The 24,440-nt window shown below is 38.7% G+C and carries 26 protein-coding genes and 1 other RNA gene; 14 read left to right on the top strand and 13 right to left on the bottom strand.

What is annotated here, in order from left to right; translation table 11 throughout:
• Positions 1 to 26: 26 nt before the first annotated feature.
• A non-coding RNA gene (ssrS, locus tag LDL79_RS15550) (6S RNA) lies at positions 27 to 135 on the top strand.
• 48 nt (positions 136 to 183) lie between these two features.
• On the top strand, positions 184 to 1,752 hold the full coding sequence (rny, locus tag LDL79_RS15555) for a ribonuclease Y (protein ID WP_225598384.1): 1,569 nt from the start codon (positions 184 to 186) through the stop codon (positions 1,750 to 1,752).
• A gap of 71 nt (positions 1,753 to 1,823) precedes the next feature.
• Here rny and LDL79_RS15560 read toward each other — a convergent pair whose 3' ends face one another.
• Together LDL79_RS15560 and LDL79_RS15565 are read right to left on the bottom strand one after the other, a co-directional pair.
• Positions 1,824 to 2,555 carry a YebC/PmpR family DNA-binding transcriptional regulator gene (locus tag LDL79_RS15560; protein WP_225598385.1) on the bottom strand — a complete coding sequence of 244 codons (732 nt, stop codon included), beginning with the start codon at positions 2,553 to 2,555 and terminating at the stop codon, positions 1,824 to 1,826.
• Positions 2,556 to 2,651: 96 nt separating this feature from the next.
• Entirely contained in the window at positions 2,652 to 2,936 is a 285-nt protein-coding gene (locus LDL79_RS15565) for a 4a-hydroxytetrahydrobiopterin dehydratase (RefSeq protein WP_225598386.1), read from the bottom strand.
• 150 nt (positions 2,937 to 3,086) lie between these two features.
• Between LDL79_RS15565 and LDL79_RS15570 the strand changes: the two genes are divergently transcribed.
• Positions 3,087 to 4,553: an aminoacyl-histidine dipeptidase gene (locus LDL79_RS15570; RefSeq protein ID WP_225598387.1), complete on the top strand. Its 1,467-nt coding sequence runs from the start codon at positions 3,087 to 3,089 to the stop codon at positions 4,551 to 4,553.
• Positions 4,554 to 4,622: 69 nt separating this feature from the next.
• Here LDL79_RS15570 and LDL79_RS15575 read toward each other — a convergent pair whose 3' ends face one another.
• From LDL79_RS15575 to LDL79_RS15590, 4 genes are all read right to left on the bottom strand, one after another.
• Positions 4,623 to 5,123, bottom strand: a complete 501-nt coding sequence (locus LDL79_RS15575; protein WP_225598388.1) for a DUF4168 domain-containing protein — start codon at positions 5,121 to 5,123, stop codon at positions 4,623 to 4,625.
• Positions 5,124 to 5,328: 205 nt separating this feature from the next.
• Complete coding sequence (locus tag LDL79_RS15580) at positions 5,329 to 6,501, bottom strand: peptidylprolyl isomerase (RefSeq protein ID WP_225598389.1); 1,173 nt, start codon at positions 6,499 to 6,501, stop codon at positions 5,329 to 5,331.
• 2 nt (positions 6,502 to 6,503) lie between these two features.
• A complete protein-coding gene (gene gldI / locus LDL79_RS15585; protein WP_225598390.1) occupies positions 6,504 to 7,058 on the bottom strand; it encodes a gliding motility-associated peptidyl-prolyl isomerase GldI in 555 nt (184 codons plus the stop codon).
• Complete coding sequence (locus LDL79_RS15590; RefSeq protein ID WP_225598391.1) at positions 7,051 to 8,067, bottom strand: DHH family phosphoesterase; 1,017 nt, start codon at positions 8,065 to 8,067, stop codon at positions 7,051 to 7,053. Before LDL79_RS15590 ends, gldI begins: the two co-directional genes overlap by 8 nt.
• 73 nt (positions 8,068 to 8,140) lie before the next feature.
• Here LDL79_RS15590 and LDL79_RS15595 point away from each other — a divergent pair, with 73 nt between their 5' ends.
• Together LDL79_RS15595 and LDL79_RS15600 are read left to right on the top strand one after the other, a co-directional pair.
• Positions 8,141 to 9,148, top strand: a complete 1,008-nt coding sequence (locus LDL79_RS15595) for an alkaline phosphatase D family protein (RefSeq protein WP_225598392.1) — start codon at positions 8,141 to 8,143, stop codon at positions 9,146 to 9,148.
• A gap of 100 nt (positions 9,149 to 9,248) precedes the next feature.
• Positions 9,249 to 9,668 (top strand): nucleoside-diphosphate kinase, encoded by a 420-nt coding sequence (locus tag LDL79_RS15600; RefSeq protein WP_072981932.1) that lies wholly within the window; start codon positions 9,249 to 9,251, stop codon positions 9,666 to 9,668.
• A 155-nt stretch (positions 9,669 to 9,823) separates the two neighbouring features.
• Here the strand turns inward: LDL79_RS15600 and LDL79_RS15605 are convergent, their stop codons facing one another.
• Genes LDL79_RS15605 through recF form a run of 3 tightly spaced genes read right to left on the bottom strand, consistent with a single transcriptional unit; the run spans position 9,824 to position 11,618 of the window.
• Positions 9,824 to 10,120 carry a DciA family protein gene (locus LDL79_RS15605; RefSeq protein ID WP_072981934.1) on the bottom strand — a complete coding sequence of 99 codons (297 nt, stop codon included), beginning with the start codon at positions 10,118 to 10,120 and terminating at the stop codon, positions 9,824 to 9,826.
• Complete coding sequence (locus tag LDL79_RS15610; protein WP_225598393.1) at positions 10,120 to 10,542, bottom strand: lipocalin family protein; 423 nt, start codon at positions 10,540 to 10,542, stop codon at positions 10,120 to 10,122. The genes LDL79_RS15605 and LDL79_RS15610 overlap by 1 nt, the downstream gene beginning before the upstream one ends.
• Positions 10,539 to 11,618 carry a DNA replication/repair protein RecF gene (recF, locus tag LDL79_RS15615; protein WP_072981937.1) on the bottom strand — a complete coding sequence of 360 codons (1,080 nt, stop codon included), beginning with the start codon at positions 11,616 to 11,618 and terminating at the stop codon, positions 10,539 to 10,541. The genes LDL79_RS15610 and recF overlap by 4 nt, the downstream gene beginning before the upstream one ends.
• 152 nt (positions 11,619 to 11,770) lie before the next feature.
• Here recF and LDL79_RS15620 point away from each other — a divergent pair, with 152 nt between their 5' ends.
• The 7 genes from LDL79_RS15620 to LDL79_RS15650 all read left to right on the top strand — a co-directional run bounded on the left by LDL79_RS15620 (position 11,771) and on the right by LDL79_RS15650 (position 18,146).
• Positions 11,771 to 12,535 carry a tetratricopeptide repeat protein gene (locus LDL79_RS15620; RefSeq protein ID WP_225598394.1) on the top strand — a complete coding sequence of 255 codons (765 nt, stop codon included), beginning with the start codon at positions 11,771 to 11,773 and terminating at the stop codon, positions 12,533 to 12,535.
• Between the two features lie 14 nt (positions 12,536 to 12,549).
• The gene (gene ribH / locus LDL79_RS15625) at positions 12,550 to 13,041 is read left to right on the top strand and encodes a 6,7-dimethyl-8-ribityllumazine synthase (RefSeq protein WP_225598395.1); all 492 of its coding nucleotides are present in this window, start codon (positions 12,550 to 12,552) and stop codon (positions 13,039 to 13,041) included.
• Between the two features lie 106 nt (positions 13,042 to 13,147).
• Complete coding sequence (locus LDL79_RS15630; protein WP_225598396.1) at positions 13,148 to 13,426, top strand: riboflavin synthase subunit beta; 279 nt, start codon at positions 13,148 to 13,150, stop codon at positions 13,424 to 13,426.
• Positions 13,427 to 13,527: 101 nt separating this feature from the next.
• The gene (gene mutL, locus LDL79_RS15635; protein WP_225598397.1) at positions 13,528 to 15,414 is read left to right on the top strand and encodes a DNA mismatch repair endonuclease MutL; all 1,887 of its coding nucleotides are present in this window, start codon (positions 13,528 to 13,530) and stop codon (positions 15,412 to 15,414) included.
• Between the two features lie 42 nt (positions 15,415 to 15,456).
• Complete coding sequence (locus LDL79_RS15640; protein ID WP_225598398.1) at positions 15,457 to 16,224, top strand: rhomboid family intramembrane serine protease; 768 nt, start codon at positions 15,457 to 15,459, stop codon at positions 16,222 to 16,224.
• A 3-nt stretch (positions 16,225 to 16,227) separates the two neighbouring features.
• The gene (locus tag LDL79_RS15645; protein WP_225598399.1) at positions 16,228 to 17,121 is read left to right on the top strand and encodes a rhomboid family protein; all 894 of its coding nucleotides are present in this window, start codon (positions 16,228 to 16,230) and stop codon (positions 17,119 to 17,121) included.
• A complete protein-coding gene (locus LDL79_RS15650) occupies positions 17,121 to 18,146 on the top strand; it encodes an endonuclease/exonuclease/phosphatase family protein (protein ID WP_225598400.1) in 1,026 nt (341 codons plus the stop codon). Before LDL79_RS15645 ends, LDL79_RS15650 begins: the two co-directional genes overlap by 1 nt.
• Here the strand turns inward: LDL79_RS15650 and LDL79_RS15655 are convergent.
• A complete protein-coding gene (locus LDL79_RS15655) occupies positions 18,135 to 18,758 on the bottom strand; it encodes a WbqC family protein (RefSeq protein ID WP_225598401.1) in 624 nt (207 codons plus the stop codon). The two genes, LDL79_RS15650 and LDL79_RS15655, sit on opposite strands and share 12 nt — an antisense overlap.
• Before the next feature lie 241 nt (positions 18,759 to 18,999).
• Between LDL79_RS15655 and LDL79_RS15660 the strand changes: the two genes are divergently transcribed.
• The gene (locus LDL79_RS15660; RefSeq protein ID WP_225598402.1) at positions 19,000 to 21,249 is read left to right on the top strand and encodes a response regulator; all 2,250 of its coding nucleotides are present in this window, start codon (positions 19,000 to 19,002) and stop codon (positions 21,247 to 21,249) included.
• Here LDL79_RS15660 and LDL79_RS15665 read toward each other — a convergent pair whose 3' ends face one another.
• Positions 21,250 to 21,762: an ExbD/TolR family protein gene (locus tag LDL79_RS15665; protein ID WP_225598403.1), complete on the bottom strand. Its 513-nt coding sequence runs from the start codon at positions 21,760 to 21,762 to the stop codon at positions 21,250 to 21,252. It abuts the gene before it with no gap.
• Positions 21,763 to 21,898: 136 nt separating this feature from the next.
• On the bottom strand, positions 21,899 to 23,188 hold the full coding sequence (locus LDL79_RS15670) for a carboxypeptidase-like regulatory domain-containing protein (protein WP_225598404.1): 1,290 nt from the start codon (positions 23,186 to 23,188) through the stop codon (positions 21,899 to 21,901).
• Positions 23,189 to 23,370: 182 nt separating this feature from the next.
• Between LDL79_RS15670 and LDL79_RS15675 the strand changes: the two genes are divergently transcribed.
• Positions 23,371 to 24,096, top strand: a complete 726-nt coding sequence (locus LDL79_RS15675) for a hypothetical protein (protein ID WP_225598405.1) — start codon at positions 23,371 to 23,373, stop codon at positions 24,094 to 24,096.
• A 55-nt stretch (positions 24,097 to 24,151) separates the two neighbouring features.
• Here LDL79_RS15675 and LDL79_RS15680 read toward each other — a convergent pair whose 3' ends face one another.
• Positions 24,152 to 24,418, bottom strand: a complete 267-nt coding sequence (locus LDL79_RS15680) for a hypothetical protein (RefSeq protein WP_225598406.1) — start codon at positions 24,416 to 24,418, stop codon at positions 24,152 to 24,154.
• Positions 24,419 to 24,440: the final 22 nt, after the last annotated feature.

Genomic DNA, 24,440 nt, shown 5'->3' on the forward strand with positions numbered 1-24,440 from the left:
CCTACATTGGTTATATTTTTTGGTAAACTCAACACTATATTCTTTAAGAGGGATGAGTCTGAGTTGTAAAAGCGCGCCGTCTTTGAACGGATTCTTGATCAGCTCGTTAGTCCTATGATTTATTTTAAGGAGTTTACTCAAAACACTTCCAATGTAGGCTTTTTTTATATATATACTAACTCAATGGGAAATACTGTACTAATAATCGTAGGTGTCATCTTAATAGCAGGCACACTGGGATTTTTACTAGCAAAATTGCTAGAGAAAAATAATGCCTCGCAAATCGTTAGCAACGCTAAAAAAGAAGCGGCTAATATTGTAAAGGAGGCTAAAAATGAAGGAGAGTCTATCAAAAAAGATAAGATTCTTCAAGCTAAAGAAAAATTTATCGAGCTTAAATCTGAGCACGAAAAAGTGATTCTTTCTCGCGATAAGAAAATAAATGATGCTGAAAAACGCACTCGGGATAAGGAGTCTCAAGTGAGCAGCGAACTTGCCAAAAATAAAAAGCTGAACAAAGAGATTGAGGCTAAGGTAAAAGACTATGACGATCGCTTAGAATATCTAGACAAGCGTCAGGCAGATATAGACAAACTACACGCAAGTAAGGTACAACAGCTGGAGGTAATTTCCGGACTCTCTGCAGATGACGCTAAAGAGCAATTGGTGGAGTCGCTTAAAGATCAGGCTAAAAGTGATGCGATGGCGTTCATTCAGAATGCTATGGAAGAAGCTAAGCTTACCGCAGAGCAAGATGCTAAGAAAGTCATCATCAATACCATTCAACGCATTGGTACTGAAGAAGCAGTAGAAAACTGTGTTTCTGTATTCAACTTAGAAAGTGATGATGTAAAAGGTAGAATTATTGGTCGTGAAGGCCGAAACATTCGCGCAATCGAAGCGGCTACCGGAGTTGAGATCATTGTAGATGATACTCCAGAGGCGATCATACTTTCTTGCTTTGATAGCGTGCGTCGAGAAGTTGCGAGACTTTCATTACACAAATTAGTAACAGACGGTCGTATTCACCCGGCACGTATTGAAGAAGTGGTTAAGAAAACCACTAAACAAATTGAGCAAGAAATTGTTGAAGTTGGTAAGCGTACGGTAATTGATTTAGGTATTCACGGATTACATCCAGAATTGATCAAAGCTGTGGGTAGAATGAAATACCGTTCTTCTTACGGACAAAACTTATTACAACACAGTAGGGAAGTAGCAAAACTTTGTGCTACGATGGCTGCAGAATTAGGTATCAATCCTAAACTCGCCAAACGCGCCGGACTCTTGCACGATATTGGTAAAGTACCGGAGACCGAAAGTGAAATGCCGCACGCACTATTAGGTATGGAGTGGGCAGAGAAATACGGTGAGAAACCTGATGTGTGCAATGCTATTGGAGCCCATCACGACGAGATCGAAATGAAAACTTTACTAGCGCCTATCGTTCAGGTGTGTGATGCGATCAGCGGTGCACGACCTGGAGCGAGACGTCAGGTGTTGGATTCGTATATTCAGCGTTTAAAAGACCTTGAGGATATCGCATTTGGCTTTGCTGGAGTTAAGAAGGCTTACGCGATTCAAGCGGGTAGAGAACTACGTGTAATTGTTGAAAGTGAAAAAGTAAACGACGAGAAAGCTTCGGCGTTATCTTTTGAAATTTCGCAGAAAATTCAAACCGATATGACCTATCCAGGTCAGGTTAAAATTACTGTGATCAGAGAAACTCGAGCGGTGAATATTGCGAAATAAAAACAGCGAATTACATTAAATAAAAAAGGAGCCAATGGACTCCTTTTTTATTCGTTCAAATTGAAATCTTTTTATTCTTCACTTCCTGAAGAGCTTTCATCCATTGAGTGATATACGTTTTGTACGTCATCGTCTTCTTCAATTTTTTCTAAAAGCTTCTCAACATCTTCTGCCTCTTCGGGGGTAAGGGTTTTTGTTACCTGAGGAATGCGTTCAAAGCCACTAGAAAGGATTTCGTGGCCGGCTTCTTCAAGATAGGCCTGTAACGCTCCAAAGCTTCCAAAAGGACCGTAAATGATGATTCCGTCTTCGTCTTCAAAAACTTCTTCAGCACCGTAATCTATTAGTTCCAGTTCGAGTTCTTCAGCATCAACACCTTCCGCGTTAATTCTAAAGTTACACGTATGATCGAACATAAACTCAACCGAACCTGAAGTTCCTAAGTTTCCGTTACACTTATTAAAATACGAGCGGATGTTTGCTACCGTACGGTTGTTGTTATCTGTCGCCGTCTCGATAAGAATGGCAATTCCGTGAGGCGCGTATCCTTCAAAAAGCACTTCTTTATAATCCCCTAGACTTTTATCGCTAGCGCGTTTAATCGCGCGCTCGATATTGTCTTTAGGCATATTCACACTCTTGGCATTCTGTATAACGGCACGCAAGCGAGAGTTAGAATCAGGATCAGGACCGCCTTCTTTAACGGCCATTACAATATCTTTTCCTATTCGTGTAAAGGCTTTCGCCATTGCGCTCCAGCGCTTCATCTTACGAGCTTTTCTAAACTCAAATGCTCTTCCCATAATTCGGATTTTTAAAGGCGGTAAATTTAACAAAATTCAGCATTTCCAAAAGTCTATTTAGAGATTTAAAATGAACCTTGAAGCGCACCAGATTGCTCAATTGCCTAACAATGCTTCAATAGTGTGCGCGAGCTTAAAATCTTTTTCTGTGAGTCCGCCAGCATCGTGGGTAGATAGCGATATGTTTAAAGTGTTGTAAACATTAGTCCATTCTGGGTGATGCTGTTGTAATTCTGCTTCAAAAGCGATGCGGGTCATAGTTGCAAAGGTTTCTTTAAAATTCTCAAATTCAAAAGAGGTATGAATGGCATTGTCTTTATATTCCCAGCCTTCTAATTTGTCTAATCGCTCTTTTATGCTTCGTTCATCTAATTTTTTCATCGGTATAAATTTTAGTTGGTAAAAGTTAATTAGAGTTTACGCGCTGCTAAAGGATTTAACCAAGATTAACGTTTAAAACTTAGCTTAAAAACCAGCAGAATTTAAAAGCGGAAGAATGCTTATCCTGTACCTTTGCAAAAACAGATTATTATGACAAATAAAGATATACGCCAGCTAGAGCCACAGGCAGTCTGGCAGAAGTTTGCAGACCTTAATGCCGTGCCCCGAGCGTCTAAAAAAGAGGCTCGTGTGATCGCATTTATGCAGTCTTTTGGAGAAGGATTGAACTTGGAAACCTTTGTAGACGAAGTAGGAAATGTGATCATCAGAAAGCCTGCTACAGCTGGACTTGAAGATCGGCAGACGGTGGTGATGCAATCGCATCTTGATATGGTGCATCAAAAAAATAATGCGACGCAGTTTGATTTTGATACCGAAGGAATTAAGATGAAAGTAGAAGGTGATTGGGTCAAGGCCGAAGGTACTACACTAGGTGCCGACAATGGTCTAGGTGTTGCGACCATTATGGCTATTTTAGAAAGCACCGATATCCCGCACCCTGCGCTTGAAGCGTTATTCACGATTGATGAAGAAACCGGAATGACCGGAGCGATGGGCCTTAAAGCGGGTGTATTGCAAGGTGATATCTTACTCAATTTAGATACCGAAGAAGATGACGAAATTGGCGTAGGCTGTGCCGGAGGAGTTGATATTACAGCTACGCGAACGTATAGCGAAGAAAAGGTTGCCAAAGGAAAAACAGCTTTTAAATTAACGGTTAATGGATTGCAAGGCGGCCACTCTGGGATGGATATCATTAAAGGTCTTGGCAATGCTAATAAGTTTATGAATCGGTTTTTGCTTGACGGTTTTGAGAACTATGGATTGCAGATTGCTGAAATAAACGGTGGTGGGCTGCGTAATGCAATCCCTAGAGAAAGCATCGCTGTATTTTGTATTGATGAAATTCATACCGAAGCGTTTAAAGCAGATATTGCAGAATTTACCGAAACCCTTAAAGAGGAATATAAAACCTTAGAACCAAATCTAACTGTTACATTAGAAGCTCAAGAGTTACCTCAAACCGTTATGAATCTTGGGGTTCAGGAAGGTTTGTTAAAAGCTTTACAAGCGGCCTGGAACGGTGTTTACCGTATGAGTCCTGATATTGAGGGGCTGGTAGAAACATCAAATAATTTAGCGCGCGTAAATGTAAAGGACGGAAATATAGAGGTTTTATGTTTGACGCGATCGTCTGTAGAATCTTCGCGTACAGATCTTGCCAATACCATTCGCAGTGTATTTGAACTTATAGGATGCGAGGTGGAGTTGTCAGGAGAATATCCGGGATGGAAGCCTAATATGGACAGTCCGATTTTAAAAGTTTTGGTTGAAAAATACACAAACTTAAATAACGAAGCTCCTCACGTTGCCGCCTGTCACGCCGGCTTAGAATGTGGAATTTTAGGGCAAAATTATCCGGAGATGGATATGATTTCTTTTGGTCCTACCATACGCGGAGCGCACTCGCCTGATGAACGTGCAAGTATTTCTTCAGTACAGAAATTCTGGGTATTTGTGCAGGAAATTTTAAAAGATATTCCGGTGAAGAAATAGTCGGAAATTTTGAGATAAAAAAAAGGGAGCTGAATTTCAGCTCCCTTTTCATTTTATGCAGTTCAGAATTTATCCTTCTGTTTGTTTCTTCATCATAATTCCTTGAAACTTCTTCTGAAGTTCTTTATCCTGTTGAAGTGCCATTGCTACGGCTTTGTAACGATCTAAAGTTAAGCCGTGCTCTTCAATGATGCCCGCCATTTTAGTCTCTAACGCAGGTTGCATCTTTTTTAATTCGGCAACTACAGCAGCGTGTTTTTTCAACTCTTCATCTGTTGCTTCTACCTCAGTTTCCGGATTCATTTGTGCTTTTTGAATTTCGGTAAAACGTTGCACATCTAAACCTTCGGTTTTTATAATGCCCATCATTTCCTGTTGTGCAGCTTGGTTTTCTACCTGTACTTCTTGAAATGCATCAGCAAATTTTGTAAGCTCAGCAGTACTGATCGTAGTTTGCGCTTGAGCAGTAGCAACAGCCGGTAATTGTTGTGCTTTTGCAGCGGTACTTAAACCACCTACAAGCGCTCCGGTTAATGCTAGAGTTATAATATTCTTTTTGAATGTAATCATTGTTGTTTCTTTTTATATGAACAAACAAGTATAGGCAAAGGTGTTGCCAATTCATCGCATTTAAGGAAAAGAAGCTGATTTTTTAGAAGAGCTTAACAGATAGCTCCCCCTTGTATTAACATTTGGGAGGAAAGTGAGCGGTTTTGCGATGTGATAATTATGGATAGTATCCATAAAAAAACCGCCAATTCAGGCGGTTTATTATTTATTCAGTTTCGCGATCATCAACCAATTCGATCTCAAATACCAGATTGGTTCTTGGCGGAATAATACGGTAACCGCGTTCACCATAGCCTAAATAATAAGGAATGAACAATGTGGCTTTGTCCCCGTAATTGAGCTGTTGCACGCCCTCTTTAAAACCAGCGATCATCTGAGCTTCTGGACCATATGGAATTTCAGTAGGACCGTACATTTCTTCTTTAGGACGGGTTTGCATATCCCATTTTTCAGCGTAAGCTTTCATACTGCTGTCAAAGAGTTCGCCATCCTCAAAATACCCTGCATAATTTACTTTGACCATTTGCGAACGTTTGGGTTTTTCATCGCTTCCCTTTTCGGAAATAAAGATCGCTAGTCCGCTTTCTAAGGTATCCGCCTGTTGACGCTGTTCTTCAAAAAGGGCGCGTTGTTCTTCTTTCAATTGCTCTTTAGCTCTTGCGGCTTCGGCAAGTTCTTCGGCGCGTTTATCAATTTCTTCCGTAAAAACTTCAGGAGCTTCAAAGTGTCTCGCGTCTTTCCCTTTACGAATGATACGTACCGATTCCATCGTGACAGGACGCATAGGTTTTCCGCGGCGCGCATCTTTCATTTCAACTTCGGTGATCGCTTTTAAAACATCAAAACCAAGAACAAGTTGCCCAAATACCGTATGACAGCCTATTTGAGGATTCTCGCAATTCTTAAGGTTATTTTCAGCATCATAACCATCAAGGTGTGGAGTAGGGGCATCCGTGATAAAAAACTGACTACCGTTAGTTCCGTAGCCCGAGTTGGCCATAGATAAAACGCCGATGGTATCGTGTTTAAGTTCAGGACTAAATTCATCGTGAAATTTATATCCGGGACCGCCACTACCGGTTCCGTTGGGATCTCCGCCTTGAATCATAAAATCTTTGATGATTCGGTGAAACTTGATGCCGTCATAATAGGGTTTCCCTTTGTAAATAGAATCAGCAAGCGGATTGTTTCCTTCAGCAAGAGATACAAAGTTAGCCACTGCCGCCGGCACCTGATCGTAAAAAAGCTGAACGACCATAGTCCCTTTATTGGTTTTGATTTCGGCATACAAACCGTTGTCAAGATCGGGGTATTGCTCATCAGAACAAGAAACAAGCGCAAAAAGAATTAAGAATGTAAAAAGAAGGGCTTTCCTCATAATTAATTTTCAGAATTTCCGGGTTTAATATCGTTAAGGGTAACGGTAGTTTGAATAGGAAGGTTTGAACCTATTTTATCTTCAAAACCATAGTACCCAAAAGCTTTATGCGATGGAAGCAAAAAAGTCACAGTCTCACCTTCTTTCATAAGCTTTAAGCCGTCTTTGAGGCCTGAAATAAGTTCTTGATTGCTTTGTTCTATTTGGTAAGTCTGCGTGCCTAGTTCTGCTTTAGAAACAATTGAAGCGCCGTTAAGAGCATTGATCTCATAATCAAAAGTCACCAAATCTCCGGTTTGCGCAGTGGGCAAAGCAGTAGTATCTCTGGTATTGTAATAATACCAAAAGCCTTTATCTGAAGCGAAATATTCAACTTCGGGATTTTGAGCCATCAACTCTTTGATGGCTGTTTCTTCTGCTTTATTCAATTTTTTGTTGCGCGCAATAGAAGCGTCAATATAGGAGCCTGAAGAATGACTTACCGGTCTCCTGGCTTCTGGAGTTTTACAACTGATCACAAAAAGAATCAGCAGTAGTGCGCATATTGATCTATTCATTAAGAGCTTCTTTGTATTGAGGTAATATACTAATAAAATAAGCAACAGTATCTTCTAATGAGCGATCACTTTTACCACCGGCGGCATTGGTATGCCCACCACCTTCAAAATGTTCACGTGCCATTAAATTCACAGAGAAATCACCTTTAGAACGCAAAGAGATCTTAATTATTCCCTCTTGCTTATTTTCGATAAAGATTAATGCTAACACCGTGTTTTCAAGCGACAAGCCGTAGTTTACAAAACCCTCAGTATCTCCTTTTTGATAATCGTGCGCGTCGAGTTCTTCTTGCGATAGGGTAATATAAGCTGCACGGTATTCTTCAAGACGATGCAGGTTTGTCAAGGCAGTACCCAGCAATTGCATTCGGGAGAAATTATTGGCGTCATAAATCTTCTCGTGTATCAATGCGTTATCTGCGCCTTTAGCAATAAGAGCAGCGATCACCTGATGCGTTGTAGCCGTGGTAGAACGAAATCTAAACGACCCCGTATCGGTCATAATTCCTGTGTATAAACACGTGGCCATATCAGCATCGATGAGATCAGTCACTCCAAGCATCTCAAAGGTATGGTAAACCATCTGGCAGGTAGCGCAAACACTGGTATCACTATAAGTTACAACAGCATAATCATCAGGTTGTTGATGATGATCGATCATCACAAATTGGGCACTTGCGTTTTTTAGGGCAGGTTCCATTTCGGCAACTCGTGAAAGCGCATTGAAGTCTAATGTGAATATAAGATCAGCCTCATTGATGAGCCGTACCGCCTTTTTATTCTGAAGATCAAATTTGACCACCGTATCCTCGTACGGGAGCCATTTTAAAAATTTAGGATAATCGTTAGGCGAGACCACGTGTGCTTTGTGTCCTGTTTTTACTAAATATTGATAGAGTGCCAGTGTAGATCCCATAGCATCACCGTCTGGATTTTTATGGGGAACAATCACAATTTTTTTAGGCGTAGCCAATAGCTCTTTAAGAACAGCTAATTCTGATGCTTTCATAGGAGGCGAATATACAATTTCTTCATCTAGGCTTAATGTGAGATGCCTTATTTTTGGGCCAAACACAAATATTATGAGATTGAAAATAAAAGCATTTTTTGCTTTGATGCTGTGCTTCAATTTGTACAGCGCGCTTTTGGCACAAACGAGCACTAATTTTAAAATTCTATTTGGTTCGTGTAATAAGGTTGATTTGCCCAATCCATTTTGGGAAGATATGAATGCTCGCAACGCTGATCTGTTTATTTGGGGTGGTGATGTGATCTATGCAGATACTGAAGATATGGATAAAATGAAAGCGATGTATGCTAAACAATTAGCCAATACTGCATACCGCAATTTTATTGAAGAGCTACCGGTTATGGGCACGTGGGATGATCACGATTATGGCATTAATGATGGTGGAGCAGCCTATGCTAAAAAGCAGCAAAGTCAGCAGTTGTTCTTAGATTTTATAGGAACACCTAAAGATGCTCCTGCGCGTAGCAGAGAAGGCGTATATACCGCCAGAACCTTTGTTAAAGCCGGTAAAACCATCAAAATTATTGTACTTGATACTCGATATTTTAGAACCGACTTAGCACCTTCAATCAATCCCGAAAAGCGGTATCGAAAAATTAAAAGAGGGACTATTTTAGGTGAAACGCAGTGGAAGTGGTTTAAAGAGGAACTTGCCGAGGCCACAGATTTTACAATCATAATGAGCAGTATTCAGCTGCTGAGCGCTCAACATGGTTTTGAAACCTGGGGAAATCTGCCTAAAGAGGTGAAACGTTTTGAAAAGGCTTTGAATAAATCAAAGGCGCAGGCTGTTTTGGTTTTGAGTGGTGACCGTCATATTTCTGAATTCTCAAGGAAAAAAGTCAAAGGTCTGGATTACCCTTTGATCGACTTTACTTCTAGCGGACTTACGCATTCGTATATTGAGTATGACGGGGAACCTAATAGGTATCGCGTAGGTAAGGTAGTAAGCACGCGCAGTTATGGAATGGTAGATGTTGACTTAGAATCGAATCGTATTGCTATGAAAATCATAGGAGTAGGTGGTGAAATCTTAGGTGAATTACAACAAGACTATTAATAATCGTTAAGCCTTTAGCTTTTGTAATTAAAAGAATTACTTTTGCAGCGATTTTAAAAACAGAAAATTCCGCTTTAGCGAAATTATTAAAAAACAAAAAATGGCAACAAACAGAACGTTTACCATGATTAAGCCCGATGCTGTTGAAGATGGACACATTGGAGCAATACTAGAAAAAATTACAGCTTCAGGATTTCGTATCGTAGCTTTAAAATTAACTCAAATGACTGTAGCAGATGCACAAGAATTCTACGCAGTACACAGTGAGCGTCCTTTTTACGGAGAGCTTGTTGAGTTTATGAGCAGAGGTCCTATTGTTGCGGCTATCTTAGAAAAAGAAAATGCAGTTGAAGATTTTAGAACGCTTATAGGAGCTACTAACCCTGCTGATGCTGCAGAAGGAACAATCAGAAAAATGTATGCTAAGTCTGTAGGTGAAAACGCAGTCCACGGAAGTGACAGCGATGAAAATGCAGCAATTGAAGGTGCATTTCACTTTTCAGGAAGAGAGATGTTCTAATACAATTAGAAATTGAAATATTTACTCAGGGCAGAGTACTTGAGCGATTGTTAACAATAAATTTCAAATTTTAGGCAAGCTTAGGGAGGTTAATCTCTTTGGCGGTGTCAATAAAAAAAAAGCGGCTCAGTGAGCCGCTTTTTTATGGTCTAGAACTACCTTAAAACAAGTTTTGTAATAATTTCTTTGCCCAATTCTTCATTGAGATTGCGCATAATTTTTTCTTTCCCATAACTCAATTCTTCGCGCAATACAGACGAACTTAATTGCACTATGAGTCGGTCATTATCAAGCTTGATCTGTGTGGTGTATTTTGCTATTGCCGGACCCATCACATCCCGCCAGGCATCGGCGACATTGACTTTATCAAAGCCTTTTTGTAGTTTATTAGTTTCAACAAATGCTCCGAGAACATCTTTTATAGATTTAGGATCTGCGTCACGTTGTGCCATTAATCGGTAATATTTATTTTTTCAAATTTTTTATAAGAATAGATCATTCCGCGATCGTTTTTAACTTTAAGAAGTTCGTCGTTTGCTTCCAGAACCGTCTCTGTCCATTCAGCAAACGGGGTGCTGTAGTTTAAACGTAAGGAATCATCTATTATTCTAACTGTTACTTTTTCTTGGGTTTCACTGTTCACAAAAGTCCCGTCAATACGCGGAAGCACTTTGGTTCTAAATCCTACAGAATCCTCAATCTCAATATAGTCTACGCGCTCATTAAATTTGTAGCCTCTATCCTCACCGTACGGCGTTTCAACCTTTTCAATTTCCCAATAGCCATTCAGATGTTGCAATTGCGCCTTAGGATCGTTTTTTCCACAGGCAATTAAAGTAAGTATTACAAGTATAAAGAATCCGGTTTTCTTCAAAGTTTAAAAAGTTTATAGGTTTGGTGAATTTCTTTTACAATAGCTTCAGTACGATCAGCGTGCGTATCACTTATAAAGAGTTGGCCAAAATTATCATCATTAACCAAGTCGATAATTTGCGTCACCCTGCTTTCGTCTAATTTATCAAAAATATCATCTAGCAATAAGATTGGGGTCGTATTGCTTTGTGCTTTGATAAAATCAAATTGTGCCAGTTTTAATGCAATGAGATATGATTTTTGCTGACCCTGACTACCAAATTTCTTGATAGGATGACTTTCTATTTTAAAACTTAAATCGTCGCGGTGTGTGCCCACACTTGTGTATTGTAAGGCACGGTCTTTCTTGAGGTTTTCTTCAAATAATTGACTTAAAGGAGCATCGTTAAGCTGACTTTTGTATTTCAATTTTACCGCCTCTTTATCTCCGCTTATTGCCGCATATCGCTTTTTAAATATGGGAGTAAAGTCTTCTAAGAACTTCGTACGCTTTTTGTGCAGCACCGTTCCCAGCTCGTGCATTTGTTGGTTATAAATGGAAAGTGTATCTGCGTTGAACGTATGATTAGCGTTGAAGTATTTGAGTAAAGCATTCCGTTGAGAAAGCGTTTTGTTATACTTTATAAGAGTATCTAAATAGGCTTTATCACTTTGAGAGATCACACCATCCATAAATTTCCGGCGGGTTTCACTTCCTTCAATGATCAAATCCCGGTCTGCAGGCGAAATTATCACTAAAGGTAAAAAACCAATATGGTCTGAAAATCGCTCATAGATTTTGCCATTACGCTTGATCACTTTTTTTTGTCCCCGCTTAGCACTTACGATTACTTTTTCATCCCGATCGTTTTTGTCATAAATACCGTCGATCACAAAAAAATCGGCTTGGTGATTAATATTCTGAGTAGTGATTGGGTTAAAATAGCTTTTGCCAAAGCTTAAATGGTAAATCGCATCAAGCACATTAGTTTTTCCTACGCCATTATTACCCACAAAACAGTTAATTTTAGCATCTAATGTAAAGGATGCAGATTCAAAATTTTTATAGTTAATAAGCGATAAGGCTTTAAGAATCATAGTCAAAAATGAGGTTTGAAACGCGCTAAACCCTTGATAAATAAAGGTTTGTTTTAGTGTGATAGCGCTTGCAAATTATTGAAAAATAACAAAACAATACGCTATTAATATTCAATAAAAATTTTATTTTTGCGCCCAACAAAAGTTAAAGTATGGCAACATATCAAAAAAGAGGTTACAAACCCAAGACTAAAGAAGAAGTAGAGGAGCACGTGCAAGAAGAAAGCACAACTGCAGAAGTTTTTGAATCCTTAGATGAAGGTGCTTCAAAAACCGAAGCTTGGGTTGAAAATAACCAGAAGCCAATTTTTATTGGTATTGGTGTTATCGTTGTTGCCGTTTTAGGTTACTTGGCGTTTGAAAAATTCATTCAAGAGCCTAAAGAACTTGAAGCGTCAAACGAGATGTATCAAGCACAAAACTATTTTAACGAAGCTGTAGAAGGTAGCGTAGCAAAAGATTCTCTATTCAATCTTGCGCTTTCTGGAGGTGAAGGTAAATATGGATTCTTAGATATTATTGATAACTACGGAAGCACAAAAGCAGGTAACCTTGCTCATTATTATGCGGGGATGGCTTATCTGAATACAAATAAGTATCAAGAAGCAATAGATCAATTAGACGCTTTTGAAAGCGAGGATGCGATGTTAGCACCTCTAGCTAAAGGATCGATCGGTGATGCTTTTATGCAGCTTGATCAACCTGAAGAAGCCTTGTCTTATTATGAAGAAGCAGCATCTAAAAGTGAAAATAACTTTGTTGCACCGCGTTTCTTATTGAAAGCAGCAAAGGTTGCTATTTCTCTAAATGAAAATGATAAAGCTGTTTCTTTCTTAAACAGAATTGAAGAAGATTATAGCGAATCTGCAGAAGCTGGTGAAGTACCTCTTTTGTTAGGCGTTGCAGGTGCTGAATAATTAAAAATATAAATATGGCTACAACAGACTTGTCTGTTTACGATAAAGCAACAATCCCAAATGCGAAAGATTTTCGGTTTGGGATTGTTGTTTCAGAATGGAATGATAAAATCACAGAAGGTCTTTTTCAAGGTGCTTTTGACACGTTTATAGACTGCGGTGTAAAAAAGGAAAACATCGTAAGATGGAATGTTCCCGGAAGTTTTGAATTGATCTATGGATGCAAAAAAATGCAACAGAGTTACGATATGCTTGATGCTGTTATCGCAGTAGGAAGCGTGATTCAAGGGCAGACCAAGCATTTTGATTTTGTCTGTGAAGGCGTAACGCAAGGGATCAAAGATCTCAATATTCAGAGTGATATTCCTGTGATTTTCTGCGTGCTTACTGATAACACGATGCAGCAGGCCGTAGACCGCAGTGGTGGTCAACACGGAAATAAAGGAGTTGAGGCTGCTGTGGCTGCGATCAAAATGGCGCAACTGCGCAAAAACGCCCGTTTTTAAAAAGAATTCTCTATATTCTTAGTTGGAATGCTTTTTGTATTTCACATCTAAGAGAAAGTTGTTTTTATACGCTTTCCTTTTATTGTAACTTTGAAATTTAGGAATTATGGGAGTTTTAAAAACACGCAAAAACAAGAAATACAGCTACAGTCCTCGCTATTACGAGGGAGAAGGGAGTCCGTTTAAATTAGAGTCAAAATTTGATCAGTATCGTAAGGCTACCTTAGAGAATAAAGGTCTTAAGAAAAAGTTCACTACGGCCTTGGACGACTTCAAATACAATAAAGATGAACGGGCAAACAAGATTACGTTGATCATCTTATTGGTTCTTGTATTTCTCTTTTTATACATCATCGATTTTGATCTAAGTATATTTTTTGGCTAGTTGTTGCTTCCCATAAACCGTATCGATTAAAAATTTTTCACACCCATTTCCGTCAGCATTATTTTGCTGAACGTTTATGGGTGTTTATGTAAAACTACCAGATGTCTGATATCATAAAACTTTTACCTGATCACGTTGCCAACCAGATTGCTGCTGGAGAAGTAGTGCAGCGGCCGGCTTCGGTGGTAAAAGAGTTATTAGAAAACGCTATAGATGCAGGAGCGACCACTATCAAATTAGTGGTTAAAGATGCCGGAAGAACCTTAATACAGGTCATTGACGACGGAAAGGGTATGAGTCCCACAGATGCTCGTTTGAGTTTTGAGCGTCATGCTACTTCAAAAATCATTGCTGCAGATGATCTCTTTGCGTTAAGCACTAAAGGGTTTAGAGGGGAAGCTTTAGCGTCTATCGCTGCGGTAGCACACGTAGATCTCAAAACCAAGCCCGAAGATGAAGAGGTAGGAACGCGTATTGAAATCGAAGGAAGTACAATAAAAAATCAAGAGGTCTGTGCAGCACTCAAAGGAACTTCGATAGCGGTAAAAAATTTGTTTTTTAATATTCCCGCTAGGCGGAATTTTTTAAAATCAGATGCTGTTGAATTACGGCATGTGATTGACGAATTTCAGCGCGTAGCCTTGGCACATGAGGCGATCGCTTTTGTGCTGTATCACAATGACAGCGAACTCTTCAACCTTCCTAAAACGAATAAGCGTCAGCGTATCGTGGGAGTTTTCGGCCCTAAAACGAATGAGAAATTGGTTCCTGTTTCTGAAGAAACAGAAATTGTAAATATCGACGGGTTTATCATTAAACCTGAGTTTTCAAAAAAAACCAAAGGGGAGCAGTTTTTCTTTGTAAACGATCGCTTTATTAAGCATCCGTATCTCAACCATTCGGTTAGTGCGGCGTTTGATGGTTTGCTTCCTGATCGCGCTCGTGCCAGTTATTTTATCTATCTAAAGGTAAATCCTAAAACCATTGATATCAATATTCACCCCACTAAAACCGAGGTGAAGTTTGAAGATGAGCACGCGATCTATACCCTCTTGAGAGCTGCCGTTAAGCACAGTCTGGGGCAGTTTAATATCGCGCCCATTCTTGATTTTAATCGAGAGTCAAATATGGATACACCATACTCGTACAAGAACAAGGAAGCTCAAGTGCCTAAAGTTGAAGTGGATCGTCATTTCAATCCATTTGAGCAAGAGCAGAAAGTGAAAACGAGCGGTTTTAGCAGTGCTCCAAATTATGAAAAGAAAAGTGTTGCCGGTTGGGAAAATTTGTATGCCGGACTTGATAGAAAAAACGACACCAGCAATTTTAGTCACGTTGAAATTGAAAACGAGCCGGAGGCCGAATCGCTTTTTGTAGAACAGGAGAGTAAAGGCTTTAGTGAGGCTAAGGAGACCGAAAGTGATTCGGCAAACACTTATCAATTACATAATAAATATATTGTAAGCGCGATTAAAAGCGGGATGATGCTCATAGATCAGAGTCGAGCGCATCAACGGGTATTGTACGAAGAATTCCTTCGGAATATTACCGTAAAAGAATCGGTAAGTCAGCAGTTGTTGTTTCCGCTGCGTTTAGATTTTTCAGCTTCAGAAATTGATATTTTAAAAGAATTAAAGGATTCTTTAGAAAATACAGGCTTCGCCTTAAGTATGCCTGAGGCCGGCGTTTTAGAAGTTTCAGGAATTCCTGCGAGTATTCAAGAAAGTGAGGTTTCTATTGTGCTAGAACAACTTTTAAGCGACGTGGAACAAGAGGTTCCGGATACCGGTTTTAGCCAGACTGATGTGCTCGCCAAGAGTATGGCAAAAAGTATGGCAGTGAAAACCGGTGAAAAGTTAGATGAGCTTTCTAGAGAGCATTTAGTAAATAAACTTTTTGCGTGTACAGAGCCAACCTTGTCTCCTTTTCTTAAAAAAACGTTTATTACGCTTACAGTAGACGAGCTGGATCGTAAATTTAACGCATAATTAAAAGCGCTTATGGGCGTTTAAACATTTCAAACCAGATTAATGGGTAGAATAACCGAAACTGTAAAAGTACTTTTAATCATCAATGTGATCTTTTTTCTGGGGTCACAGTTTTTAATACCTAACGCAGTGCAACTGTTTGGACTGTGGTTCCCTGAAAATCCTAATTTTCATTTCTGGCAGCCGGTGACGCATATGTTTATGCACGATCAGAGCAGTATTTTTCATATTCTATTTAATATGTATGCGCTTTGGGCTTTTGGTGGGCCGGTTGAACAGTCCTTGGGACGTAATAAGTTTATTTTCTTTTATTTTTCGGCAGGATTAGGGGCAGCTTTGATTCATACACTTGTGGGCTATTACCATTATCAAGCGGGGTATGAGGCTTTGATCAATGCAGGCTTAACGCCTTCAGAAATTAGTGATACCGTAAATAAAGCATTTACGAGTATTCAACAATCTGGTCAGTACAGTTATCCTAATATTAATGAGCCGGACAAAGTGAGAGGAATGATCGAAGCATTCTCGACATCTGCTGTGGGTGCTTCAGGAGCAATTTATGGTGTTTTAGTGGCCTTTGGAATGTTATTCCCTAATGCTGAATTATTCTTAATTTTCTTACCAATTCCAATAAAAGCTAAGTTTTTTATCCCGGGATTGATCTTGCTCGATTTGTTTTCGGGAGTGACCGGTTTTTCAATATTTGGTGCAAACATTGCCAATTTTGCGCATATTGGTGGAGCGATATTTGGATTTATAATGATGTGGTATTGGAAAAAAAATAGTTTTAACGACAAACGCTGGTATTAATCTATGGCAGGACCAAGCTTAAGTTATCAATACAAAACGGCAAATATTGTCGTAAAACTTATCGTGATCAACGTTTTGGTCTGGATAAGTTTTATGCTTTTAGAATGGATGCTGAATTCAGGATCTATTTTTAGTCAATGGTTTAGTTTACCTACAGACTTAAGCCGATTGCTCATTCAGCCGTGGTCTTTGTTAACGTATGCCTTCTTGCACGCAGGTTTTTGGCATATTTTCTGGAATATGCTTATCCTGTATTGGTTTGGTCAGATCGTGCTCAATCTTTTTACTGAAAAGCGTTTCCTAACTATTTATTTGTTAGGCGCATTGGCCGGAGGTGTGCTCTTTGTATTGGCTTATAATCTGTTTCCGGTTTTAATTACTTCAAGTGCTTACCTCGTAGGAGCAAGCGCAGCGGTAAGAGCCATAATGATCTTTATTGCCGCATATACTCCAAATACTGAAGTCCGTGTGATTTTTTTCAATGTCAAACTATGGCATATCGGTGTTTTTGTGGTACTTACAGATTTGATCCAAATACCAAGTTCAGGTAACGCAGGTGGATTATTGGCACACGTGGGTGGAGCTATTTTTGGCTATGTTTACGCACAGCAATTGAGTAAGGGTAATGACATTGGTCTCTGGTGGGAGCGTCTAGCTGATAGTGTTGTTAATCTTTTTAAATCGAAGCCTAAGTCGGCTAAAAAAGCCAATATGAAAACGGTTTATAAGAATCAGGCCAGTGCACAAAAAAGCACGTATCGTTCAGGCTCTCGGGTTTCAAAAAATGAACAGCAAGCCCAAATAGATGCTATTCTTGATAAAATAAGCAAAAGTGGTTATGATAGCCTCTCTAAAGCAGAAAAAGATTTCTTATTTAAGGCCGGAAAAGACAATTGATGAAAAACTTAAACCTCTGGAATAAATTTGTTTTTCTTATTAACAGCGTCTTTGCGTTACTTCTTTTAGTAGGTTATTTACTGCCATATTATCCACCAAAGATTTTTCCACCTATAGCGGTGCTTACACTCATTATACCGGTGCTTATTGCCGTTAATTTAGCTTTTGCGGTATATTGGTTGCTGCTATTTAAAAGGCAAATGCTACTGTCTATTTTGGTTTTGGTATTATGGATGCTGCATAACACCACGTTGTATAAAATTGAATCGGGAACCCTTCCGGCGGAGCTTGAATCTTCAGAAGATCAAATCAGTCTTCTAACGTATAATGCGCATGTTTTCAGAAGTGAATCTTTCAGCAGAGATACGATTCAGGCGGGAAACGAAGCGCTTGTTAAACAAGCAAATCCTGATATCGTATGCTATCAGGAATTTTCGAATCACGGCGCACCTGATTTAAATTATCCGTATCACTATTTTGGTGTTAATGCAAATACCCGAAGTAGTATTCAGGCTATTTATTCAAAGTATAAGATAATCAATCAAGGTTCGTTGGATTTTGAAAGTACTTTTAACAATGCCATTTTTGTGGATATTGTAAAAAAGCAAGATACCCTGCGTATCTACAACATGCATATGCAATCTTTGGCGCTTACACCTGAATTAGGAGCCCTCGAGCAAGAAAATACAAAATCATTAGTTGGACGTCTGGGTAGGGCTTTTAAAAAGCAGGAAGATCAAGTGGAATTGTTTCTGGAGCATCAAGCGGCTTGCCCTTACAAAAAGATCGTTGCGGGAGATTTTAACAACACCGTTTTCTCGTATACCTATAATAAGATAAAAGGAGAAAAAACCGATGCTTTTGCAGAGCAGGGAAGTGGCTTTGGCCGAACCTTTATTTTTGATATTATTCCGCTGCGTATAGATTTTATCCTTTCAGATCCGGAATTTAAGGTGCGCGCTTTTGAGAATTTTGACGTGACCTATTCAGATCACTTTCCTATAATGGCCGTTTTAGAACTTTAAGTCCAGGCTTTGAAGATAGGGTAACGCTTCTGGACCTAAGTTAAATATAAGGTCAAGAACCGTCAAATGTGGTGTAAAACCATTTTCTTCACTAAATACCTGACGATATTCAGGGATCGCTAATCGGTTTTTCCGCTTTGCGTTTGCTAAAAAGCGTAAATCAGTCTGATCATTATATTCCTTCTTATATTCTGCGGTGGTGGTAAAATCTATTTCAACATCAAGCATTTCTAAAATACACGCTATTGTAGCTTTGTTTAATTCCAGCAGATTTTCATAAGGTGTATGAAAAATAGGATAAAGATCATCTTCATAGAATTCGAAAAAGGGAGAAGTACGATAGGCAATAACAATAGAACGCCAGTGTTGACGCTGCCACAAAAAGTTATTTTCTATTAAAGCGTCTTTGGTCTTTTTATGCCCTTCAGTCCTAGTATGCTTGATTGGGATATTCAAAAGTAGCGTGCCGTTAGAAGTACTTATATGCATGCGATTGCGATAACTCTGTTTTTGATAATTGTCGCAAACCTCTAAACGAACCTCAGTAGCTTGTACTAGAGCAGCAGTGGTAATTATATCAGGAAAATAAGTAGGATTCAGAACGATGTTCATTTCTGGCAATTTTTATGAGTGCAAATATAGACCAATTAATTCTGGTAATTTCTCTGTAATTGTAGGAGTAGACGCTATCTTAAAGTAGCTTAATTCTTACTAATTGAAACCAAAAACCCTTATAGTGTAATTTTTATACTTAACTAATGGAAATTAGATAGTTGAAGAATTAAAATTGTGTTCAAAAGTGTTTTTAATCGATAAAATTTGTACTTTTGCCCCGGTTACTTAAATGATGTAATTGAAAAACCTACACCCAACTTTTATATTTGTTGCTTTCTTGTTCTGCTTTAGCGTTGTACGTCCGGCTATTGTGGCTCATGATGTAGACTCGACTCAAAAGCTTTCTCTGCAGAAGCAGTTGCGTCAATTGCGTCAACTTAACAAGCAACACGAATATGATCGTGTTATTGAAGTTGCATCTACTTTAATTAATCAAGCTTCTAAAAAGGGTGAAAATGGTTTTCTTTTTCACGGTTATAATTATCTCAGTCTTACATACGATCAGTTAAGTGATACTATTCCTGCGCTTGATTATGCAGAAAAAGCCTTGCACTATGCGAAGCTTTCTAAAAATGATACGCTTATATCTTGGGGATTAAACAATCTCGCTGCCAGTTTATCCTATTTTCCAGACCGAAGAAGCGATGCGCTTAAATTGTATAAGGAATCTTTAGTGATTCAGCGTAGGCTTAATAGCAATCAATTTAATGATGCGGCTTTAAATATTGCCGAGATTTATAGAGATGAGGAAAACTACACGATGATGTATCCTTATCTTAAAGAGGCTCAAAAATCCTATAAATCAGATACTTTAAGATACGATGATCCTAAGGCATATCTAGATATTTTATGGGGTGATTACTACAGAGGATTAGACTTTAATAATAAAGCTTTGAGCTACTATCACAGTGCTTATGATATTATAGAGCGCTTTGAAATGTCTTATCTGGCCCTTAATTTTTATAACAAATACGCTCAATTTTTAGCTGAAAACAATCGGCCCGAAGCAGCGTATGAGGTGCATCAAAAGTACTTTGATTACTATCAGAATAAAGAGCTCACTAAAACTAAAGAGACCGTTCAGCTGGCACAAGCGCGATTAGAAGCCGAAGAACTCAGACGAGAGCGTAATGATGCCGAATTAAAACAAGAGATTTTAGATCAAGACCTTAAGCGAAAGAAAACCCAGTCGGTTTTATTGGGATCCATAATCGGTTTAATGGTGCTCTTTTTAGCGTATCTATTTTATAGCGAGAAGTTACGTTTGGGGTTAATTCGCAATCTTAAAGTCAATAACAAACACCTTAAGCAGGCTAAAGAAAGTGCCGAAAGAAGTGAGCGAGCAAAGACCAAATTCTTTTCTAATTTAAGTCACGAGATGCGAACACCGCTTTATGGCGTGACTGGTATTGTGGCGTTGCTAGAAAAAAGTGAAGCTTTCAAAGAATATAAAGAAGAAATAGGTTCGCTAAAATTTAGTGCAGACCACTTACTTGAGATCATAAATGATCTTTTAGACTTGTCAAAACTAGAGGATGAAAGCTTTAAATTTATTGAGAAGCCTTTCAATCTAAAATTGCTTGCAGAAGAATTGGCAAATAGTTTTGATCAGAACAGTCTTAAAAATTCTGATTGTAAAATCATTTGTGATGTTGATTCTTCTATTCCTAATTATGTAGTAGGAGATTCACGACGTATTTCACAAATACTACTGAATATTCTTGGTAATGCAGTAAAGTTTACGCCGAAGGGTGTTATTGCATTACGCTTGCGCAGTAATCATTTGGCTAATGGCAAACACGCCATTTATTTTGAAGTAGAGGACAATGGTATTGGAATTCCGGCAGCGATGCACAAATCGATCTTTGATGAATTTAGTCAGATTGATCACGTAAACACCGTGAATAAAGGAACCGGTCTCGGCTTGCCTATTGTAAGAAAATTGTTGCTCAAAATGGGCTCAGATATTCATCTGGTTAGTGCACCGGGCAAGGGAAGTACGTTTAGCTTTACCATTACCTTTAAGGAAGCAACGCTTTTAGAAGTTATAGGAAAACGTAAAAAAGGAGAAGCTGAAGAGGAGGAAGTTTTAACCGATTTAACCAATCAGCGTATTCTTATCGTAGATGATAATAAGATTAACCGAATGGTTACGCGTCGTGTTTTAGAAAAGCAACATGCTCAGGTATTTGAGGCTCAAAATGGCGAAGAAGCCTTAGAGCGCGTGCGTAAGCATCATTTCGACCTGATATTGATGGATATCAATATGCCGGGTATGAATGGTTATGAAACTACAAAAGAGATCAGGGTGTTTGACAAAACCATTCCGATTATTGCGCTTACGGCTGCCGAAGCTAATTATATCAAACAAAAAGCTAAGGAAAGCGGAATGAATGACGTGATCACCAAACCGTATAACCTTAGCCAGTTCTCAAAAGTTATAGCAAAAGAGCTCAAAAAAGATAGCTTACTCGGTGCCGGACTTTAACTACTTGGTTGCTTCAGAAAGTTGAAGAGGATACTGCTTCAACACGAGCTTACGCTCAATTGCATTCAAATCACTAAAATTTTTACTGAATTTTTCTTGACTGTACTGCGTTCGCATGTGTAAGTAGGCTGCTTTAATTTCATCCATTATTGAGACATAATTTTTATAGGAATTGCTACGGGAGACTTCAAGCCGAATTACCGCCTCTGCTGGATTTTCAGGAGCGATCATACTATCGCTTCGGTTTTCAACAAAATCAATAAGTTGATTTGCGAGTTCTTCTTTAGACGAAACTTTATTTTGAATTAAGAAGGTACCCTGATCGTTTAAGTGAATTTCAAAAATGTTTCGCTCTAGCAGTTTGGTTGCACAGTCTTCGGTCTTACAATCTTCCGGTAGCGTTTGATCAAGACCTTGATCCGTATTGATGGTCGTGGTGGTAAGAAAAAAAATGAGCATTAAAAAGGCAATATCTGCCATTGATCCTGCATGAATGGAAGTAGAATTTCGCATAATGATATGTTTTTAAGTGAATATTTAAAAACTTATCAATTAATGTGCCTTGTCCTTAAAAGGCCTTTTACAGATATCAATAGCAGAGACTTACTTTAGAATAAGATTCTATTTGTAACGTATGTTTTCTTAGCAATTATTCTCTACGTATTTGTCGCTGTATTTTATCAATAGCCTGTTGAATGGATTTCTCGGGTTCAATAACATTGTAAGACCCCCAAAAATCAGGATCTCTAAACCCTGAAACCTCATCAGCTAGAATCGTATTGCTCTTAAATTTAGTTTTATTGGTAATGTTTTGTGCGCCTAGCTCTTCTTCCCAATCGGTTATAAGCATCTCACTTTTTATTCGATACTTATTATTAAAAAGTTTACGTTTCCAGTTTACCACAAATTCCAGCTGTACATTGCTGTAACTGTAATACCATTTACCGTCTGTATTGCGATAATCTACCCGATAACTAATTTCGGAAGGGTAAACCTTTACACGGTTGGGTTTTTTCTTTACAAAAAGTTCTGATGCACGTTTGCGATTTTCCACATTCATATTATAGATCGCATTGGTCAGCGCAAATGTTTCTGCTTCAATGTAAAGTTTACCATAATACAACGGATCTAATATGTTTTCTTTTTGTTTAAAGTTTACCACATAAACCATTTTGCTATCATTGATAAGTGGTTCGCCAAATGAAAAGTCGTAATTAGATAAGGTTGCAGGCGTCATAAAATATTCAGGATATTTGATCAGGTCTGCATAAAGCGCATTGAGCGGTCCGCCTTGTAATTTAATCGCCAAAGTATCTAAACGATTGTAATTGGTACTTTTTCGCGCTTTATAGACGCCCACCAAGTCTGAACCTGCATTGGTATATGGGCGTTTTTTAATCGCAACTACAGCTTCGGCCAGTGATGCGCTTCGATTACGTTTATTGATGGCTTCTCTGTAAAAAGCGGTCATATTCGTTTCGGTATCTAAATAATTTTGATTTCGATTAGAAAAAACTTTAGCTACTAAAGTATACGCATCTTTTGGTCGGCTGATGCTCACTTCATCCAGCTCAAAGCGTTGTGCGCTCAGTGCGATTTCATTATTTGTTTTCGCGAGATCTTTTAAGATGACCAAAAGCTTCTTATAACCGGAGTAGGTGATCGCAACTTTTGCATTGGGCATAGCCTCGTCAAGTTTTAGAGAAAAATTTCCCTCGCTATTGGTCACGGTGGCAATGTTGGTACCAGCAATTTCAAGATTTACAAAAGGCAAAGCGTCTCCGGTTTGTGCATCAACTACTGTCCCTTTATATTCCACAATTTTCTGTGTATCCTGCGCAACCACTTTTAGCCCTAAATAAGGCTGAATTAAAAACACTAAGAGTAGGAGTAAGCTTCCTCTGAAAATGCGATATTTTTTATATCTATAATTTATCATAGCTAAAACTGATTATTTACCCACTGAAGATACGAATAATTACGAATTATTTAAGGATTGAAATGCGTCTAAAAATGCAGTTGGCACGATTTCTGTTCTTTAGAATAGCTGTAACTTTGTAAATCTATTTGCAACACATTCAGCATAAATTCGTATTTAAGAATAACAACGTTTTGAACTTGATGAGCAACAAACTTCGCTTTAATACTCTATTTCGATTAAAATATCTTTTGGTCGGTGCGTTTGTATTGTCATTTTCTATGGTTCAAGCGCAAGTAGATAGCCGAAAAGGTTCTTTTAAAATTCCGGCTGTGGTAGATACTGCAGGAACACCCACGCCGGTTCCATTAGATTCAGAAGCTCAGCCAGATATCCCGCTTTCACGAGGTGGTTTAAGTATAGGTCCTGACGGAAAGCTTACCGAGCGCCCGCAACTGCGTGCGCCGGAATCTGCCGAATTTTATATGCTAAAGCGAGAAGATTTTGCTGATAGTGGGCAACGCTATACAGATATGATGAATGAGCGTGAAGCAAATAGAAAAAGCGATAAATCTGATACACCTGCACATCAATCAGATCAAGATCTTGGAACTTTTCATAGTGGCGCACAGCAAGTGAAAATTGTATGTAGAGATTATCAATTTGTAGATGGGGATCGCGTGGCTGTTTTAGTGAACGACGAAGTTGTTGTGCCTAGCATTTGGTTAACAGAGACTTGGTCTAGTTTTTATCTTCCTTTAAAAAAGGGATTCAACCGTATTTCGTTTAAAGCACTGAATCAAGGCTCTTCAGGACCCAACACCGCTTCTTTCACGGTTTATGATGATTCAGGAAACGTTATTAGCTCTAATGAATGGAATCTACTGACCGGAGTGAAAGCCAACATTATGATCGTTAAGGAAGAGTAAGCGATTGAAAAATATATAAGAAAGCGAGTCTATAATAGACCCGCTTTCTTCAATTTTATAATTCTCCTTTCTGCTCCTCGAGGTTGTTGTTTCTTGAACCTCCTTGACTGTACAATTTGTTTTCCTCGTCCTTCATATTTGAACGGTCTTCTCCGGTTGGGATATCCAGATCTTTGCCGGTAAAATCTACAGGTTTTTCCCGATCGCGTAGCTGCTCATCAACTCCACCATCTTTATGCACATTTTTTTGATTTAAAAGATCTAAATCTTCTTTAGTAAGATCTGCGTTATAATCTGTTTTACTTTTTTCTTTAATACTCATAGTTTTCGATTTTTTCAAAATT

Source organism: Leeuwenhoekiella palythoae, assembly GCF_020310025.1.
Taxonomy (GTDB): Bacteria; Bacteroidota; Bacteroidia; order Flavobacteriales; family Flavobacteriaceae; genus Leeuwenhoekiella; species Leeuwenhoekiella palythoae.